The 16875-nt window shown below is 65.7% G+C and carries 18 protein-coding genes; 7 read left to right on the top strand and 11 right to left on the bottom strand.

Annotated elements, in window-relative coordinates:
- Nucleotides 1-39: 39 nt before the first annotated feature.
- The gene (gene yczE, locus AU175_RS07380) at nucleotides 40-711 is read right to left on the bottom strand and encodes a membrane protein YczE (protein WP_066287092.1); all 672 of its coding nucleotides are present in this window, start codon (nucleotides 709-711) and stop codon (nucleotides 40-42) included.
- A 61-nt stretch (nucleotides 712-772) separates the two neighbouring features.
- On the opposite strand from yczE, the gene yczR reads away from it, so the two are divergent.
- The gene (yczR, locus tag AU175_RS07385) at nucleotides 773-2359 is read left to right on the top strand and encodes a MocR-like transcription factor YczR (protein WP_066290742.1); all 1587 of its coding nucleotides are present in this window, start codon (nucleotides 773-775) and stop codon (nucleotides 2357-2359) included.
- A gap of 97 nt (nucleotides 2360-2456) precedes the next feature.
- Here yczR and AU175_RS07390 read toward each other — a convergent pair whose 3' ends face one another.
- Complete coding sequence (locus AU175_RS07390) at nucleotides 2457-2954, bottom strand: DUF4188 domain-containing protein (protein WP_066287094.1); 498 nt, start codon at nucleotides 2952-2954, stop codon at nucleotides 2457-2459.
- A gap of 76 nt (nucleotides 2955-3030) precedes the next feature.
- On the opposite strand from AU175_RS07390, the gene AU175_RS07395 reads away from it, so the two are divergent.
- Nucleotides 3031-3606: a TetR-like C-terminal domain-containing protein gene (locus tag AU175_RS07395; protein ID WP_066290745.1), complete on the top strand. Its 576-nt coding sequence runs from the start codon at nucleotides 3031-3033 to the stop codon at nucleotides 3604-3606.
- A gap of 172 nt (nucleotides 3607-3778) precedes the next feature.
- On the opposite strand, the gene AU175_RS07400 is transcribed toward AU175_RS07395, so the two are convergent.
- The gene (locus tag AU175_RS07400; protein WP_066287096.1) at nucleotides 3779-4471 is read right to left on the bottom strand and encodes an SRPBCC family protein; all 693 of its coding nucleotides are present in this window, start codon (nucleotides 4469-4471) and stop codon (nucleotides 3779-3781) included.
- Entirely contained in the window at nucleotides 4464-5111 is a 648-nt protein-coding gene (locus AU175_RS07405; RefSeq protein ID WP_066287098.1) for a winged helix-turn-helix domain-containing protein, read from the bottom strand. The genes AU175_RS07400 and AU175_RS07405 overlap by 8 nt, the downstream gene beginning before the upstream one ends.
- 168 nt (nucleotides 5112-5279) lie before the next feature.
- Between AU175_RS07405 and AU175_RS07410 the strand changes: the two genes are divergently transcribed.
- Nucleotides 5280-6260, top strand: a complete 981-nt coding sequence (locus AU175_RS07410; RefSeq protein ID WP_066287099.1) for an RluA family pseudouridine synthase — start codon at nucleotides 5280-5282, stop codon at nucleotides 6258-6260.
- Here the strand turns inward: AU175_RS07410 and AU175_RS07415 are convergent.
- The 4 genes from AU175_RS07415 to AU175_RS07425 all read right to left on the bottom strand — a co-directional run bounded on the left by AU175_RS07415 (nucleotide 6232) and on the right by AU175_RS07425 (nucleotide 9700).
- Nucleotides 6232-6762, bottom strand: coding sequence for an O-acetyl-ADP-ribose deacetylase (locus AU175_RS07415; RefSeq protein WP_066287101.1), 531 nt, complete (start codon nucleotides 6760-6762; stop codon nucleotides 6232-6234). The genes AU175_RS07410 and AU175_RS07415 overlap by 29 nt on opposite strands.
- A 57-nt stretch (nucleotides 6763-6819) precedes the next feature.
- Nucleotides 6820-9162 (bottom strand): hypothetical protein, encoded by a 2343-nt coding sequence (locus AU175_RS07420; RefSeq protein ID WP_066287103.1) that lies wholly within the window; start codon nucleotides 9160-9162, stop codon nucleotides 6820-6822.
- Between the two features lie 87 nt (nucleotides 9163-9249).
- Nucleotides 9250-9450 (bottom strand): hypothetical protein, encoded by a 201-nt coding sequence (locus AU175_RS21675; RefSeq protein WP_156642221.1) that lies wholly within the window; start codon nucleotides 9448-9450, stop codon nucleotides 9250-9252.
- Between the two features lie 58 nt (nucleotides 9451-9508).
- Nucleotides 9509-9700 (bottom strand): hypothetical protein, encoded by a 192-nt coding sequence (locus AU175_RS07425; protein WP_156642223.1) that lies wholly within the window; start codon nucleotides 9698-9700, stop codon nucleotides 9509-9511.
- A gap of 203 nt (nucleotides 9701-9903) precedes the next feature.
- Between AU175_RS07425 and AU175_RS07430 the strand changes: the two genes are divergently transcribed.
- From AU175_RS07430 to AU175_RS07440, 3 genes are all read left to right on the top strand, one after another.
- Entirely contained in the window at nucleotides 9904-10107 is a 204-nt protein-coding gene (locus AU175_RS07430; protein ID WP_066287107.1) for a hypothetical protein, read from the top strand.
- A gap of 210 nt (nucleotides 10108-10317) precedes the next feature.
- Entirely contained in the window at nucleotides 10318-11025 is a 708-nt protein-coding gene (locus AU175_RS07435) for an AfsR/SARP family transcriptional regulator (RefSeq protein WP_197497061.1), read from the top strand.
- Nucleotides 11026-11098: 73 nt separating this feature from the next.
- Complete coding sequence (locus AU175_RS07440; protein ID WP_066290746.1) at nucleotides 11099-11716, top strand: DedA family protein; 618 nt, start codon at nucleotides 11099-11101, stop codon at nucleotides 11714-11716.
- Nucleotides 11717-11759: 43 nt separating this feature from the next.
- On the opposite strand, the gene AU175_RS07445 is transcribed toward AU175_RS07440, so the two are convergent.
- From AU175_RS07445 to AU175_RS07455, 3 genes are all read right to left on the bottom strand, one after another.
- The gene (locus AU175_RS07445; RefSeq protein ID WP_066287109.1) at nucleotides 11760-12065 is read right to left on the bottom strand and encodes a hypothetical protein; all 306 of its coding nucleotides are present in this window, start codon (nucleotides 12063-12065) and stop codon (nucleotides 11760-11762) included.
- Nucleotides 12066-12205: 140 nt separating this feature from the next.
- A complete protein-coding gene (gene ppc / locus AU175_RS07450) occupies nucleotides 12206-15028 on the bottom strand; it encodes a phosphoenolpyruvate carboxylase (protein WP_066287111.1) in 2823 nt (940 codons plus the stop codon).
- 143 nt (nucleotides 15029-15171) lie between these two features.
- On the bottom strand, nucleotides 15172-15852 hold the full coding sequence (locus tag AU175_RS07455) for an NADPH-dependent F420 reductase (RefSeq protein ID WP_066287112.1): 681 nt from the start codon (nucleotides 15850-15852) through the stop codon (nucleotides 15172-15174).
- A 148-nt stretch (nucleotides 15853-16000) separates the two neighbouring features.
- Between AU175_RS07455 and AU175_RS07460 the strand changes: the two genes are divergently transcribed.
- Nucleotides 16001-16837, top strand: a complete 837-nt coding sequence (locus AU175_RS07460) for a DUF1684 domain-containing protein (RefSeq protein WP_066287113.1) — start codon at nucleotides 16001-16003, stop codon at nucleotides 16835-16837.
- Nucleotides 16838-16875 lie beyond the last annotated feature (38 nt).

Below are 16875 nucleotides of genomic sequence, written 5' to 3' on the forward strand. Positions count from 1 at the left end.
ACGCGGGCCTTCCCTCCGGTATGACACATAGGCGTTCCGTCACGCATTACGTGCCAACGGGTCCGGTACGGCCGGGTCACCGTCGGCCAGCTCCGCGTCGTCCCGCTCCAGGGAGGCCTCCTTCACCGGACGCGGATCCGGCACCATGAACCACGGGAGCAGCAGCTGGACCAGCGGCCCGATGGCGAGCGCGTAAACCACGGTGCCCACCCCCACGGAACCGCCCAACAGCCAGCCGAAGCCCAGCACCACGACTTCAATCAGCGTGCGCGAGACCCGCACGGACCAGCCAGTGCGCCGCGCCAGCCCGGTCATCAGGCCATCCCTGGCACCCGGACCGAACCGCGCGCCGATGTAGCAGGCGGAGGCAATGCCGTTGAGCAGCACGGCACCGGCGAGCATACAAATCTGGCCACCAAGATGCGAGAACGCCGGGATCAAAGCCAGGCCTATATCCGCGAAAACGCCCACCAGCACTGCATTGCACAGAGTGCCGAACCCCGGCCACTGCCGCAGCGGAATCCAGAGCAGAAGCACCAGGAAACTGACAATGATCACCACCCCCCCGATGCTCATCCCGGTCCTGCCAGCCACGCCTTGGTGGAAAACGTCCCACGGGTCCAGGCCCAGGCCGGCACGGATGAAAATGGCCAGGGAGATGCCGTACAGGGCGAGGCCGATAAAAAGCTGGAGGATTCTGCGGGTCAGCATAACGACCATCCTCACCCATAACTGGCATTGAAATACATAGCCAGTCTGAGATACTGGCATGGTGTCCCCGTCGCTGAACCCCTCCGCACTGACCCGCCTCCTGGGCGAGTGGAACCTTGGTGCCGCACCCGCCTACCGCGAGCTGGCCGACGTCGTGCGTCTCTTGGTCCTGGATGGCCGGGTCGCCTTGGACACGGCACTGCCCAGCGAGCGGGCACTATCTGAGGCGCTGGGTGTCAGCCGGACCACCGTCACGGCCGCATACGGCCACCTCCGCGAGCAGGGTTTCCTCAGCAGCGGCCAAGGCAGCAGGGGCCGGACCCGGATTCCGCGACTGACGCCGCTGGGCAGCACGGTACTCACGGGCCCGGGCATCACAGCCGCGGGCGCGGCGGGACGGACGTCCGGAGCGGCATCTCGCGGCCTCGCGATGCCCGGACTCACGACACCCGGGCTCGCGGCACCCGGACTCGCGGCACCCGAGGGGCTGGTCGACCTCGCCTACGCGTCACTGCCCGCCAGCGGTGAAGTGGTGCATCGCGCCTTTGCGGCAGCCCTCACCGAACTTCCCGCACTGCTGCCGGGATTCGGATACGACGCCATCGGCCTGCTCCCGCTGCGCGAGGCGGTGGCAGCGCGCTACACAGCCGCCGGAGCGCCAACCACTGCCGAACAGATCCTGGTGACGTCGGGAGCGCAGCATGCCCTGAACATCATCATCCGCGCCCTGACGGGCCGGCAGGACCGGGTGCTGGTGGAACACCCCAGCTACCCGAACGCCCTGGATGCCATCCGCGCGGCCGGCTGCCGGGCCCTTCCGGTTGCCTTCACCACGGCCCACGGCGCCGGCGGGTCTGACGGCGGCCCTCCCGCCTTGGCGTGGGACATGCACGCGTTGCTCTCCACCATGGTGCAGCAGCGCCCCAGGATCGCTTACGTGGTGCCGGACTTTCACAACCCCACAGGGCAGCTGATGCCCGATCTTCAACGCCGCCAACTGGTCCGCGCCGCCGCGGCGGCGGGCACGGTCCTGGTGGTGGACGAAACCCTCCGGGAGCTGAACCTCGACGGCGCGGCGACAACTCCCGTGGCAGCCTTCGGTCCCGCAGTGGTGACCATCGGCTCGCTCAGCAAGTCCCATTGGGGCGGCCTCCGCACTGGCTGGATCCGCGCCTCCGAGGACATGATCCAGCGCTTTGCGGCGGCCCGGACGTCCCTGGACCTGGGCGGACCGGTCATGGAACAGCTGGCTGCGGCCCACCTGGTCCGTGCCCTGGACGAGCCTCTCCCCTCACGGCTGGCCGCGCTCCGGGACAACCGCGCCGCCCTCCTGGAACTCCTTTCCGCACACCTCCCGGCGTGGGAAACGGGCCACCCGGCCGGCGGCCTGTCCGCCTGGTGCCGGCTGCCCGCACCGGTCAGCACGGCGCTGACGGTGATCGCCCCTGATTTCGGTATCCGGCTGGCAGCAGGGCCGCGGTTCGGAATCGGCGGCGCCTTCGAGCGCTACCTCCGGGTGCCGTTTACCCTGCCGCCGGAGCAGTTGGAGACTGCCGTCCGGGCACTGCGCTCGGCCCAGGACAGGCTCGACGCCGCCCCGCAGCTCCGCCGGACGCTCAAAAGTGCGCCGGCTGACGCTATAGCCTGACGCGCTACTCATTCCGGCCGCAGCGCTTTTTGGCGCTTCGGGGACTTTCGCCCTCCTTGGACCCGGCGTCAATGGGACCCTGACGCCTTTTTCGGATTCAGGTGCCGCTGCGGCCCGCCTGCCGGCCCATCCGCTGCTTTGCGGTGTTGGTGCCGGCACCAACGGGGATATGTGCCGTGGCCTTGGCCAGCCCAAATATCGGCATGCCGTTGTAGACAACCTCGATGCTGCCGGCAGGCACCTGGTAGGTCTCATGCCAGACGCCGACATCACCGGTCCCGGCAAGTTCCTTCATGAACCGGCGCCATGGTTCGAGGTGCGGGGACTCCCGGTCGGCGGCAAATCTCCGCAGGTGCTCCGGGCTCTCCCAGTAGCTGAGCAGCATGGTGGTGCGCCCGAACCACTGCTCATATCCAAGCATTCCAGCCGACGGGTCGGCGGCCAGATGCTGGAGCATCTTGGGCATGGCGGCAGCCACCTTGCCGACGGTTCCGACTTTCCACCAGCGGTTTGCCCGCATCCCGATCAGGAAGACGGTGACGGATTCCCGGTCCGGGTCTGCGGTGTATCTGCCCGGAAATACCTTCTGCGCCATGGGAAACTCCTAGGTTTGGGCCGAAACTTCGTTCCATAACATTGTTACAAAACAAGGTTATGAAACAATGAACCCCATGGCAAGACCTGTGGTCCATACCGATTCCCTGAGGCAGGAGCTGCTGGCCGTCACCGCGGACCTGGTTGACCGCGACGGTCCCGCACGCGTGACCCTGCGAGACGTGGCAGCCGCTGCCGGGACGTCCACCACGGCCGTTTACTCGCTGTTCGGTGGGAAATCCCAGCTCCTGACCGCGGTCGTTGACGACGGGTTCCGGTCCTTCCGCGACTCACAGGCGGCTGCGGCCCCTGGTGGACTACGGGGACTCGGCGTGGCCTACCGGACCTGGGCGCTGGAGCACCGGGCCCTCTACCGGCTGATGTTCGGCGGCGCGCTGGCCGCCTACGTCGATTGCCAGCCAAGCCCCGAAGTTGCCGCCGATGCCATGATGCCCCTCATGGACGCCGTCGCTTCCGCCCAGGCCGTCGGGACCCTGCTGGAGGCACCCGTGGAAGTGGTCGCCGTCGCAATCTGGGGCCAGGTCCACGGCCTGGTGAGCCTGGAACTGGCACAGGTGGGGCCGCCGGACGCAGACTGGGCTGCCGCATACAGCGCTGCCCTCGACGCGGTGGCCCGCGGCTGGGCAGCCTAGCGGCAACAGCTCCCTCAAGCCCCGCGCAAACCCCCCGCAGGCGTTCCCGCGGCGCGAATACCGCCGCGACGCGCAAATTACCTGACGCGAGTGGTATATCCACCGCGCCAGGTAATTTACGGGTCGATCTGGGTTTTGCGCGTCGATAAGTTGTTCGGCCGGCTGGCGCCCCCTACGCGTAGACCTTCCCAAGGAAGCCGCCCCAGGCCTTGGCGGTGGCCGCCGTGTCGCCGCTGCCGCTGAAGTCGTGGACGGTCATGCCCACCGGAGCGCCAAAGGCGTTCCGGCCGAAGAACCGGTACAGGGCGTCCGCGGTCCTCAGCCCCAGGAAGTGCTCATTGGAGAAGTCCACTTCTCCCTCAAGCCGCCCCACGCCGTCGACCTCCACCTCAACGCCGGAGCCCTGGGCGGCAGAGTCCACTCCCAGCGCCTTCTTGAGGCGTTCAAACCCGTCCGGGGCCTGGGACGCCGCGGGTGCCTGGATGTCCGTGAACACCACCGGTTTTCCGTCGAAGTACCGCAGATACTGGCCCAGGGTGTGAAGGTAGAACTCGGTGTGCCGGCTGGCGCCGTCGTACTGCTCATCCCAGTTCTCGGCGAAGATCCCGCTGTGGACATAATGCAGCCGGGCGCGGCCGCCGTCGAGCGGTTCCAGGACGTGCTCCAACTGGTTGAACCAGCCGTCCGGTCCGTCCATCCTGGAGACGAGGTGCGTCGGGTACTCCTGCACAGTCTTGACGTCCGGCCATTGGTCCGTGGGGAACATCCACGCCGGAGTGCCCGTGGTTACGGCTTCCCAGACGCGCTCGGGAGTGCCCGGCAGTTCGGTGTCGCAGACGATCTCAAATTCACGGTTGTCAGTCATTGTCCTGCTCCTTCTCTGAGAGGGGTTTGATGGAGGTCTTGAGAGCGGGGTGAAGAGCGACGACGAGCCGATGCTTCCGGCCGCCGCCAGCCGGGGTGCCGCTTGGGCGGGTGCCGCTGCCGCCGTCGTGATATTTGTCCACCAGGCGGGTCACCGCCACGCCGAGCTCCTCGGCAAAAGCGGCGCGGTCCGCTGCGCTGCGGAACGTGATCTCGCCGTCGATCGCGAACGTGGCGAGCTTCTGTTTGGCCGCGGCGGCGCCGGCGATCAGCTTGCCCACCTCCTGGACCATCCTGCCCGCGAGTGCCAGCAGCCAGAAGGCCGAGAACCGGTCCGAGAACCGGTGCGGGTCCGGGGCTACCGACGCGAGGGCCACCGGGGAAATCAGGTACGAGGCTGCCGTCGCCTGGAGGACGCGTTCGGTGACGTTGCCTTTGCGCCGCTCCTCCACCAACTCCACCAGCCCGTGCCGCTCCAGGGCTTTGAGGTGGTAGTTGACCTTCTGCCGCGGCAGGCCCACCTTGGCAGCGAGCTGCGACGCCGAACCCGGCTGGGAGAGCTCCTGGAGAATGCGCGTCCGGATTGGATCCAGCGACGCCTCCGCCGCGGCGGGGTCCTCGATCACTTCGATGTCCAACATGGTTAAAGCATGCCCACCGACAACTTTTGTTGTCAAGAACTTTTTTTCCGTCGGCATCCGGGATCGCTGGAATGATTTCAAGCCCCGACGCTACAGCGAACCCGCAGCACTCCGGCGGACTCAACGCCGAACCCTCCGCAGGAACCCGCCAAGTAGAATGGTCCCGTGATGCAATCCCCCCTCCCCGTGCGCGAAGGCGTCAACGCCACCCGCCTGCGCCTGCCGGACGAGGGGCCGTGGGACACCGCGATGGACTACATGATGCACCGCTGGGGCCACATCGATCCGCAGGGCATTGAGGACAGGTTCGACGCCGGCGAAATCGTGGGCGAGGGCGGCATCCCCCTGGACCGGGCCACCAGGCTGGAGGACCACACCTTCATCTGGTACTACCGCACCCTGCCGCCGGAGACCCGGATCCCGGTGGAACTGGACATCCTGCACCAGGACGAACACCTCCTGGTGGTGGACAAGCCGCACTTCCTGCCCACCACGCCTGGCGGCACATACATCCAGGAATCGGCCCTGGTGCGGCTCCGGAACCAGCTGGGCCTGCCTGACCTGATCCCCATGCACCGGCTGGACCGGATGACCGCCGGCGTACTGCTGCTGTCCACCAACCCGGAAACCCGCGGCAAGTACCAGGTGCTCTTCGAAAAGCGCCAGGTCCAAAAGGAATATGAGTGCGTCTCGGCCGCTGAGCCGGCGCCCGGTTATCCCGCCGTCGAATACCCGGTGGTGGTGCGGAACCGGATGACCAAGTCCCGCAGCTACCTCCTGGCTGAAGTGATCGATGGCGAGCCCAATGCAGAGACCCGGATCGAACGGCTGGAAACGTTCGACGGCGGCACTCCCGCAGGTGCCGCCGTCAGCAACGCTGCGGGAGCCCATCCAGGCCGCCTGGCTCGTTACCGCTTGGAGCCGCATACGGGCAAGACGCATCAGCTTCGGGTGCACATGGCATCGCTGGGCCTGGGCATCGTGAACGACGCGTTTTACCCCGAACTGCTGGACAAGGCGCCGGACGACTACACGAAACCGCTGCAGCTCCTGGCCCGCGGCATCCGTTTTGTGGACCCGATCTCCGGCCGGCCCGTGGAGTACCGCAGCCGGTTGGAGCTCAGCGAGGCTGCTCGAACACGGCTTTGAAGGCCTCATCCATCTCGGGGCTGAACAGCACAAACTCCACCAACTCGAGCGCGCTGGCCGGATGTGCGGCACCAAACCCGCTGACGGCGTCGTACGCGGCTTCGGCGACATGACGCCCCTGCCAGCCGTAGACCCCGCCGCCGACCGCCGGGAAGGCAACGGACCCGGCACCCACGGAATCCGCCACCCGCAGGCTTTCGCTGAAGCAGGAAACCAGCAATGCCCGGTTGGTCTGCCCGGCGTGGCGGTTCGGCCCCACGGTGTGGATGACCCAGCGGGCGGGGAGGCGGAAACCCGGAGTGGCGACGGCGGCACCCACGGCCAGCCCGTGCGGCAGGGCCGTGTCGCGCAGTGCCCGGCAGGCAGCCAGCAGCTCGGGCCCGGCAGCCCGGTGAATGGCTCCGTCCACTCCCCCGCCGCCCAGCAACGAGGAGTTGGCAGCGTTAACGATCGCGTCCACGGCGCGGATGGTGATGTCGCCCTGGAGAAGCCTGATTCGCATGCTGCCAGTGTCCCACGCACGGAGTTCGAGCCCCCCGCGCCGGTCGCGGCGTCACCTCTAGAGGCCCCGCATCACGGCAGCCGCGGCCCGCAACCATGCCTCCCGGGTAGCCGGTTGCAGTGCCTGATAATTCAGCGGTCCGCCCGAGACGAGTGACCTGTCGTAGGGAACATCGAGGACTTCCCTCGTCAGGGTCTCGAAGTGGCTCCGCGTCCTGGCATGAAGCTGCACGTCGGTCCGCAGGGACGGCGCAGCGAGAAGGGTCACCGCGTTGCGTACTTTACCCCCATAACCGCGCTCACGCAGCCCGTCCACGAGCCAGACGGCACTGGCCACCGTGTCTTCACGCACCGTGGAAACGATGACCAGCTCGTCCGCCGCCGCCACAGCTGCTTCCCAGTTCGAGGACCGCATATTGTTGCCCGTATCCACCATGATGATGCGGTAGAAACGGCGCAATGCCGTGTGCAGCCGATCAAATTCCCGGCTGCCAATGGTGGCCGCCCCCGCTGCATCCTCGTCCGAGGCCAACACATCAAACTGCGCCGATCCCTGGTAGCGCACATACCGGTCCAGATCCCCGATCCGGCCAAGGACGGGGTCTTCGAAACGGTCCACCTCCTGCATCAGGTCAACCGCAGTGCTCGTGTGCCCGGCCAATGGGGCCCGCCACCCCATCGTGCCGCGCGTTTCATTGTTGTCCCACGCGAGCGTATAGCCACCGCGTTGGATGCCGAGCGTGGCGGCAAGAAGGAGAGTGGCCGTGGTCTTGTGGGCACCGCCCTTGGGGTTGACGACAACTACCGTCCGGGGCCCGTCCAGGCGACGCTGTACGTCTGCCACAGCATCCAAGTGGGCCAGTTCCCGTCGACCGGGACCAAGCCTGATGGAATTTCCGCTGAGCCTGCGGACGGTCCCTTGCCAGCCGACCTCAGCCAGTGGAGCCGGCGGTGCGGGCCTGTCGGCGAGGAATTTTTGAAGGGTGGGAACGTCGTCGTCGGGAATGGCCGCGGGAGGGACGTCGATAGCCATTTCGGACCTTCCTTTCTGTGGTGGCTTCCCCTGCGGCAGGGTCCGGGAAGCAGCAGCCTTTTGCTCCGCAGCCCGGTTGCGTGCGCCCTTGCCGAGGCGCCGGAACAGGGCGACCAGGACAAACAGCAGCCGGTACAGGAGAATTCCCAGGCCAATCACCGGCAGGGACAACATGAGGATGGACAAGAGGGAAAGCGCCGCAGCGGCCACGTCGCCGGCAGCAGCCGCAGCACCGACGAGCCCCGCGTGCTGGCGGATGGCGGTAACCGTCTGCTCAAGGATCGCGGGCAGACTCAGCAGCAACCAGCCCAGTGCCAGGACCAGGAGCGGCACCACGATGACCACCCAGGCGGTCACTATGCGGCGGGCGAATGGACGGAGCCCAGTAACCCGCGGATCCACGGGGCGGCCCGGTACGAGGCTCAGCAGAACCGGACGGATGCGGTTGAACAGGTCCGGGACTCCCGCAATATCGGCCAGAACGAAGTATCCGTCGAAGCGCAGCGTCGGCACCAGCTGCTGAATCATCTGGAAATGCATCAACGCCGCCGACAGCAGGAAGAATCCCTGCTCCGTCACCAGGTATGCCCCGCCCAGGCCAATGAGGCAAAGGCAGTTGAAGTACAGTCCACCAAGGTCTGTGCGGATCCTGCCCGCCCGGCCCAGCCGGTAGGAGTCGGTGACATTCGTGAAGAAGGCGGGAAATACCAGATAAACGCCGACGCCGATCACACCGGGCCGTGCGCCCCCGTAGCGGCACGCCGTGGCATGCCCCAGTTCGTGGATCACGGCCCCGACCGTCAAAAGCGCGAAAATGCCCAGCAGCAGCGCCGGGGTGAGCAGCACTTGCTCCAGTGAAGCCATGAAATCACTCCTGGCGACTACCAGGACGTCAACGACGGCAAGCCCAACCAGCACGGCAGCCACCACCGGACCCCAGTACAGCGGGGCCAGGATTCCCGCCAACGCGTTCACCGCCCTTTCCGAAAGCAGCGTTCCCCGCAGCCGCAGGGCCAACAACGGGTCCGCTTTCGGCGGCGTTCGGACATCGGTGAGGTCGGCATCGGCTGCCTGAAGCAGGCCCATCGGCGCCAGCCTGTTATCGATGAGGTGGAGGAGACCGCTTACGCCCAGTTCGCGGCCGTAGGCGTCGCTGACGTCGCGGGCTGCGGCTTCGAGGGATTTCTCCGCAGAGAGGGACACCATCACCAGATGGAGAAGCTCCGAGAGCTGGACAATCTGCCCGTCTCCGCGCTGCAGAAGGTAGCTGCGGTCCTTGAGGCCCGAGCCTTCAACCGGGCCAAGGAAAAGAAGCCCTGGCGCAGGGGACCAGCGCCGTGCAAACGCAGCATCTGGTGCTGTAGTCACTTTCCCCACCGATAGGTTGAGCCGCTAGGTACGGTGGGCATGCCCCGGTACTGCAGCATGCCCACCAGGTTTGGAGATCCTGCAGGCCTACTGTTGGACTACCAGCAGGTTCTGCCAGGCGCCCGAGTTCGCAACGGAACCGATCGAAGCCGCATTGATGGCGAACGAAAGATTCACAGCGACGACGGGAGCGACGTTGATGTTGAAGAACAGCGTTTCCCGCATGGGAAGCAGTTCCAAAACTTCGGCGTCGAGTTCCACCGGTAATAGCGCGGTTGATGCTGTCATTGCACCTCACCTCTCTTCCCCGGCTTTCCGGGGATCCAGCTAACTGACGATAGACGGACTAATGCTGGAGGATGGCGATGTTCTGCTCGGCAGAGCTGTGTGCCACCGAGAACAATGAACCAGCGTTCAGTGCGAGAGATGTGTTGGTCGCGTAGACGCCTGCCCAGTTGGTGTCCAGAAACAGCGTCTCCCGCGATGGCAACAGCTCCACCTGCTGGCCTTCCAGTTCAAGAATTGTGAGTTCCTTCATGTCAATCACCCCCTTTCGAAGTCTCCCGATCAGTCAACGCGGCAGGCCGTGGCAGCATCGTTACTGCGGCGTTATTTTTGTGTTGTTCGTGAAACTAATGGTGGCGGACTTGACTTGGGCACTGAATAAACTGTGCCTAGGATGGTCATACTGGACAGTAATTTTGGATCGGAATTCGCACCCAAGGAAAGCAGGCGCCGTTCATGGCGGACATTGAAGGCACGATGGTAATTCGCGCGTGGGCCGAGCCTGCCCAAGACAATGGCGTACGGGCACGCCTGATTTCCAGCCGTCCGGGCCAGGACCGGGAAGTCGTGGAGACTGCAGGGGACGCAGACGAGATCATGCTGGCTGTCCAGAGGTGGCTCGATTTACTCGAATCGTCTGGGAGCACTGCCACCGCCTAGCCCAAAATTAGGTATTGACTGAAGCAATGCGGGTGGGCCATCGTGCATTGGGACCGCCGCTTGGAATGACCACTATTTGGTCTTGTTGTCCATATATAACCACCCACAAATCCCTGTTACTAAAATGACTTGACATGTTACGCCGCAGTGCCACGATGGATATCTGGGGGTCGCGTGTTATCCAGTCACTTGAGAGGGATAGGCATGACGGTGGCTCTCGCACAGGATTGGCAGCTGAACCTGCTGGGGGCGTGGCGGTTGCGTTGCGGCAGCAGTACCGTCACCGCGGCAAGCCGGGAACAACGGCTCATCGCCTGTGTGGGCCTATTGGGATGCCGCCACAGAAGTTTCCTGGCTGGCCTGCTGTGGCCCAAGAGCAGCGAAACGCAGGCGGCCGGGAACCTGCGCACTTCCGTCTGGTGCATCTCCCACGCGTTCCCGCATCTCTTGCAGGCAGGGGCGGACACACTGGAGCTTCACGAATCGGTCAGGGTAGATGTTACGGCGCTGCAGCGAAACGTCGCCACCCTACAGGCTCAGCCGGACGCCCGGATTCCTGACAGCTACCTGGAGGACCTGAGCCGGGCTGATCTGCTGCCCGGCTGGTATGACGACTGGGTGATCTTTGAACAGGAGCGGTTGCGGCAGCTGCGCCTCAGCGCACTGGAGCTCATGGCCCGTCACCATCTGGCGGCCGGCGAGCCCGGCAGGGCTGTCATCGCGGCGTTGTCAGCGGCGAGCATCGAACCGCTGAGGGAATCGGCACACCTGCTGCTGGTCCAGGCTCATTTGGCTGCCGGAAACAGAGCCGCCGCCGTCCGTGCGTACACGATGTTTTCCAACCTGCTGGAAGGCGAACTCGGCGTCCAACCCTCGAATCAGATGAGCGACCTTGTCTCGGCGTTCCATCCGCACTGACGCCTGACTCGGAGTTCAGGGACCCGGCAGTATCCACCCTCCAGCAGTGGCGAAAGTGCGGTACTTTGTGGCCATGGACTTTGGCAATGCCGACAGCTGGGGGGCGGCGATCTATTTTTGGATCATCCCCGTTGTTCTCGGCGACGCCATCTTCCCGCCCATCCCTTCAGAAATGGTGGTCATCACCGGCGGGGCCCTCTCGGCCGACGGCCGGGCCAACGTCTTCCTGGTGGGAGCACTGTCCGCGGTGGCCTCCTGGATCGGCGACATGGTGGTCTTCCAGCTCTTCAAACGCCGCCTCAGCCATGTGCTGGACCGCTGGCGCTGGGGCCGGAAAATCCACCACGGCATCCATGAGGCCATAGCCAAGGCCGGGCGTTCCTCCACGTACGGCACCATCATCGGTGCCCGTTTCATTCCCGGCGGGCGTCTGGCGACGTCGGCGGCTGCCGGCATTGCAGACGTCTCGGTCCGCGGCTTCAGCCTCTGCGCGGGCCTCGGCGCAATTCTCTGGGCCTGCTGGCTTGTAGGCCTGGGCTACTTCACCGGTTCCGCCACCAAGCTGCCTTTCTGGGCGAGTTCGCTGATCGGGGTGGTCCTCGGGCTGGTGATCGGCGCCGTCGTCGGAATCATTGTGACCCGGCGCCGCGGCACGCGCTCCCCCGTGGACGAACCCGCCCCCGGCGACTGAGGCCCCGGCGACTGAGGCCCCGACTGAGGCCGCGGCGGCTGAACTAGATCGGTGCCCAGCGTCCGCGGTTGCGGCGGAGCACCATTAGCGATCCTGTCAGCGCCACGCGTTCGACGGCGTCGCGCATCATTCCTGCCGATTCCCGCGCCTGCTGGTTCTCACCGTTGTATTCCGTGGCTTCCACGAGGAAACGCAGGTTCAGTTGCGGAACTCCGCCGGCAATTTGCAGTTGGTTGGACTCCACATGGTGACGGGTCTCCAACGCCTCGACGGCAGCTTCCATCACTGCTTCCGGCGGGTTGCCGGGCAACAGGGCGGTGATTTTCAAGCGCGTCTGGAACGAAGGCATGCCGTCAACCCTATCCCGTCATTTTCCCGGCCCCCCAGCCTGAAACGCTCTCTCACTTCCTGCAGGAAAAACACAAACGCTCTTGCACCGGGTGAGAGAGCGTTTGGGAAAGACCCGCAGGAAGTGAGAGAGCGTCGTGGTTAGCCGGTGTTGCGGAGGCCGGCTGCCACGCCATTGACGGTGATCAGCATGGCGCGCTGCAGCCGTTCGTCGATCTCGGCCCCGCTGATGCTCTCACCCTCGGCCCCCTGGCCCGCCCGCACGCGGCGGAGCAGCTCCACCTGCAGGTAGCTGATCGGGTCCAGGTACTGGTCGCGGATCTCAAGGGACCGCCTCAGCGTGGGCTGGGCGTCGAGGAGCACGTTTTCGCCGGTCAGGTTCTGGATCTCGGTGACCGTAAGGTCATATTCCTCGCGGATGTCACGGAAGAGATGGTGGAGTTCCTCGGGGACCAGGGTTGCCACGTAGTATCCGGCGATATCCAGGTCCGTCTTGGCCAGCGTCATTTCCACGTTCGACAGAACCGAGCGGAAGAAGTGCCAGTTCTCCATCATTTCCACCAGCTCGGCGGAGTTTCCGGCTTCGCGGGCAGCCTTCAGGCCAGAGCCAACACCGAACCACCCCGGCACGATCTGCCGGGACTGGGTCCAGCCGAACACCCACGGGATGGCGCGCAGGCCGCCGAGGCCCGCCCCGGAGTCGGGGCGCTTGGACGGACGGGAGCCAATGTTCAGGGAGCCCAGCTGCTCCACCGGAGTGGAGGCCATGAAGTATGCGGGGAGGTCCGGATCATCAATCAGTTTCCGGTACCGGTCAAAGGCGGCGTCGGAGATGGTCTCCATGACGTGCCCGTACCGCTCCCGCTGGTCATCGGACGTCCGCGGATCACGGTGCAGCGCCGAGCCCTGCAGCACTGCCGCAAGCGAAAGCTCGAGGTTTTCTCGGGCCAGCTCAGGCAGCGAGTACTTGTCCGAGATGACCTCACCCTGTTCGGTGAACTTGATCTCGCCCTCAAGCACGCCGTTGGGCTGGGCCATGATGGCGTCATAGGTGGGTCCGCCGCCGCGGCCCACGGAACCGCCGCGGCCGTGGAACAGGCGCACCCGGACCCCATGCTTCGCGGCGACGTCGCGGAGCTTCCGCTGCGTCTTGTGGATCTCCCACTGGCTGGTCATCACACCGGACTCCTTGTTGGAGTCCGAGTAGCCGAGCATGATTTCCTGGATGTCGCCCCGCAGCCGCACGAGTTCGCGGTACGACGGATCGGACAACAGCTGGTCCACGATCTCCGCCGAGGCCCGGAGCTCCTCGACGGTTTCCAGCAGCGGCGCGAACCCGATCTTGGCGTGCGGGTTCTCACCGAAGAGGTTTACCAGGCCTGCCTCGCGGGCCAGGACGGCGGCAGCCAGGACATCGTCCGCGCCGCGGGTCATGGAAATGATGTAGGTCTCGATGACGTCGGGGCCGTAGATGCGCAGGGCGCGGCGGATCTCCCGGAAGACGTCGTACGTGCCGTCCGCGACGCCGTCGAGCTTGATCGGGTGCCCGGACAGCGGGCGGCGCGAGGCCAGCTCCGATCCCAGAACCTCGAAACGCTCCTCCCGGCTCAGTTCCGCATAGCGCACACCCGGTCCGCCCAGCCGGTCCATCAGCTGGCCGACGGCGTCGTGGTGGTGGTCTGCGTGTTCGCGGATGTCCAGGGTGGCAAGGTGCAGGCCGAAGGACGCTACCGCGCGGCGGACGCGGGCCAGCGCACCGTCGGCAGCAAGCGACGCCGAGTGGTTCCGGAGCGACAGTTCCAGCAGCTCGAGGTCGGCCAGGAGCTCGTCCGTGGCGCTGTAGTCCCGGCCGTGTTCGTGCACGGCACCAGAAGCTACGCGCTTGCCCGTGTTGATCAGCTTGGCCTTGATGCAGGTCAGCTTGAGCCGGTAGGGCTCCTGGGCGTTGAGCTCCAGCACCCGACGGTCCAGGCCCGGCAGTTTCAACAGGTCCGCTTCGATGGACTCCAGCAGCTCGTTGTCCGCACCGGCGAGCGCGGTGGAGTTGGAGAGGTTGGAGATCAGTTCGTCGATCATGCCGATGCTGATCCGCACCGCGTGCTGGTTCTGGATCTGCAGGATTTCACGGGTGACCGCAGCCGTGACGTTGGGGTTGCCGTCCCGGTCGCCGCCGATCCAGGAACCGAAGCGGATGGGCGCGTTCTGGTTGGCGAGGGTGACTCCGTGTTCGCCAAGCAGTTCGGAGAGCTCGGCGAGCATCTCGGGCATGGCGTCCGTCAGGATGCTGCCCAGGTAATAAATGGCGTTGCGGGCCTCGTCCACGGGGGTGGGCCGGACCTGGCGGAGTTCATCCGTCTGCCACATCTGGTCAATGATTTCGGCCAGCTGGCGGTCCTGCCGGCGCCGGGCCGTGGTGCCCTCCTGGGTGGGCTGGGCCAGAACGTCGGAGAGCTTGCGGATCTTGTCCAGCACAGACCGGCGCGAGGCCTCGGTGGGGTGGGCGGTGAAGATGGGGCGGACGTCCAGCCCGTTCACTACTTCCTGCAGCACGGCCGGGCCGGCCTGCCCGGCGATGTCGGAGACAGCCTTCGCCAGCCAGCCGTCCTTCTCCGCCCGGGTCCGCAGGCCGCGGACGCGGTGGACCTGCTCGGCTGCGTTGGCGAGGTGGAAGTAGAAAGCAAATGCCCGGACCAGGTCGGTGGCCTGCTCGATGGGCAGGGAGCCGAGCAGTTCGCGGACCTGCGCGACGACGTCGTGGGCGCTCCACGGGCCGGTGGCATCCGCGCCGCCGCGGGCGGCTTCCTTGGATTCCTTCGTGAGGAGGCGGACCTGCTCCACCAGGTCCAGGAGCTCGGGACCGTGCTGGCGGACCAGGGATTCACCGAGCAGCGTGGAGACGCGCCGGACATCGGCCCTCAGCTCTGCGGCAAGGTCAGTTTCGGAATTTGTTGCAGTGTCAGCCATGGAAACTATCTTTCGAGGGTTCGGACTTGGCTCGTACACTGCGCTGGATACCTGTGAGCCACGTTACTAGCTAAAGATGCTACCCGCAGGAGGCCGCCTCCGGGGAATCCGTCTCAGATAGTGTCATGGCCGTTCCCCAGGCCTCAGCGCACGATCTTGAAGTTGAAATCGAGCGTGCCCAGTACACCGTAGAGACGCAGCCACGCCGGCAACATCATTTCTGCGCCGCGGGCTGATGTGATGTCCCCAAGGTCGATGACGTCCCGGTGCCCCAGCTCCTCCAGGAGGCCGGTGACCACCCCCTTCGCTTCCGCGTCGTCTCCGGACACAAACACCGTATGGTCCCCGCCGGCCAACCGGCCGGGATCCACCATAAGACCTGCATTCATTGTGTTGAGTGTCTTCACCACGCGGGCGTCCGGGAAAGAGCGCTGGATCCTTTCTCCCAGGCTGTCGGTGTTGACCGGGTTCAAAACCGGCGGCATCCCCTGGGAAAAATCAAGCGCGTTGGAAACATCAACCAGCACTTTGCGGGAGAGGTTGGCGGATCCAGTAAGGCCCAAGGCACTCAGCGCGCCGGCCCCGTTCGTGGCGTTGACCACCAGCTCACTGGCAGCGGCCGCGTCGGCGAACGTTTCCAGCGGAATCTCCTGGTTGGCGGCGTGCCATTCGCTGAACGGCGGGGCACCCCTGGCATCCGGACGGGATCGGGCGAACGTTGCCTGCGGATCACGTGTGCCCATCACCACGCTGTGCCCCAGCCCGGCCAGTGCACCCGCCAGGGTCCGGCCAGCTATGCCTGTCCCAAGGACCGCGATTTTCATGGCTCCTCCTTCTCAGCCCGTACTGCAGGGCCACCGTCCGGATCCGACGTTACTCCGCCGTCCCCCCAAGGCAAGGGCAGCGTACGGTGATGGAATGAACCGTGGGCTGCCCGGGTTGAAGCCGGGGCCACCACGTCCAGGAGGAACCATGAACACCACACCCGCCGCCCGGCTGGAACGCTGGCAGCGTTTCCGCGCCAACCGCAACAAGGCACTCGCGGCACCCCACGGGTGGCTGACCCTCACGTCGTTCCAGTGGCTGGAAACCCAGCCAGCCGCCGTCGAACTTGTCCCGGGCCTGTGGTCAACGGACGGTACGACGGCGGTACTCACCGCGTCTGCGCAGGACGGACTGACGCTCGTGGAGACCGGGCAGCCGGTAGATGGCACGGTGACGGCAGCACTGCTGGACGAGGAGTCGCTGATGTGGGTGCAGTTCGGCGGTGCTGACGGCAAGCAGGTGATGGTGGAGCTGGCGATGCGCGCAGGCCGATATGCCATCCGTACCCGGGATGCCGCCTCGCCGGTGTTTACAGAGTTCGACGGCGTTCCCACTTTTGGCTACCGACCGGACCTGGAGGTTGAGGCGGGCTTCCGCCCCTATCCGGAGCCGGTGGACGTGCCCATCGGCACCGCGAACCCCTTGGTGGATGGCGTGCACCGGTCCGTGGGCGAGCTGGTGTTCCGGCTGCCCGGCAAGGACCATGAGTTCCACCTGCAGGCGGAGGAGGAGAAGCTCGGCGCCCTCACGGTCACGTTCCACGACGAGACCAATGGCGACTCGACGGATGAATGGCGCAAGGTGTCCACGGCGAGGCCCCGGGTCGATTCGGCAGGAAACGCGTCCGTTGTCCTGGACTTCAACCGGGCCATCAACTACCCGAGCGCGTTCACTCCGTACGGGACGTGCCCCATGCCCGTGAAGAACAACAGCCTCGACTACCGGATCGAGGCCGGCGAGAAGGCACCCACCCTCGCCAACTGAGCGCGAACGTACACTTGTGGCCCCACGCGGAGGGCCTC

It is taken from the genome of Arthrobacter sp. B6 (assembly GCF_001663775.1).
Lineage (GTDB): Bacteria > Actinomycetota > Actinomycetes > Actinomycetales > Micrococcaceae > Arthrobacter.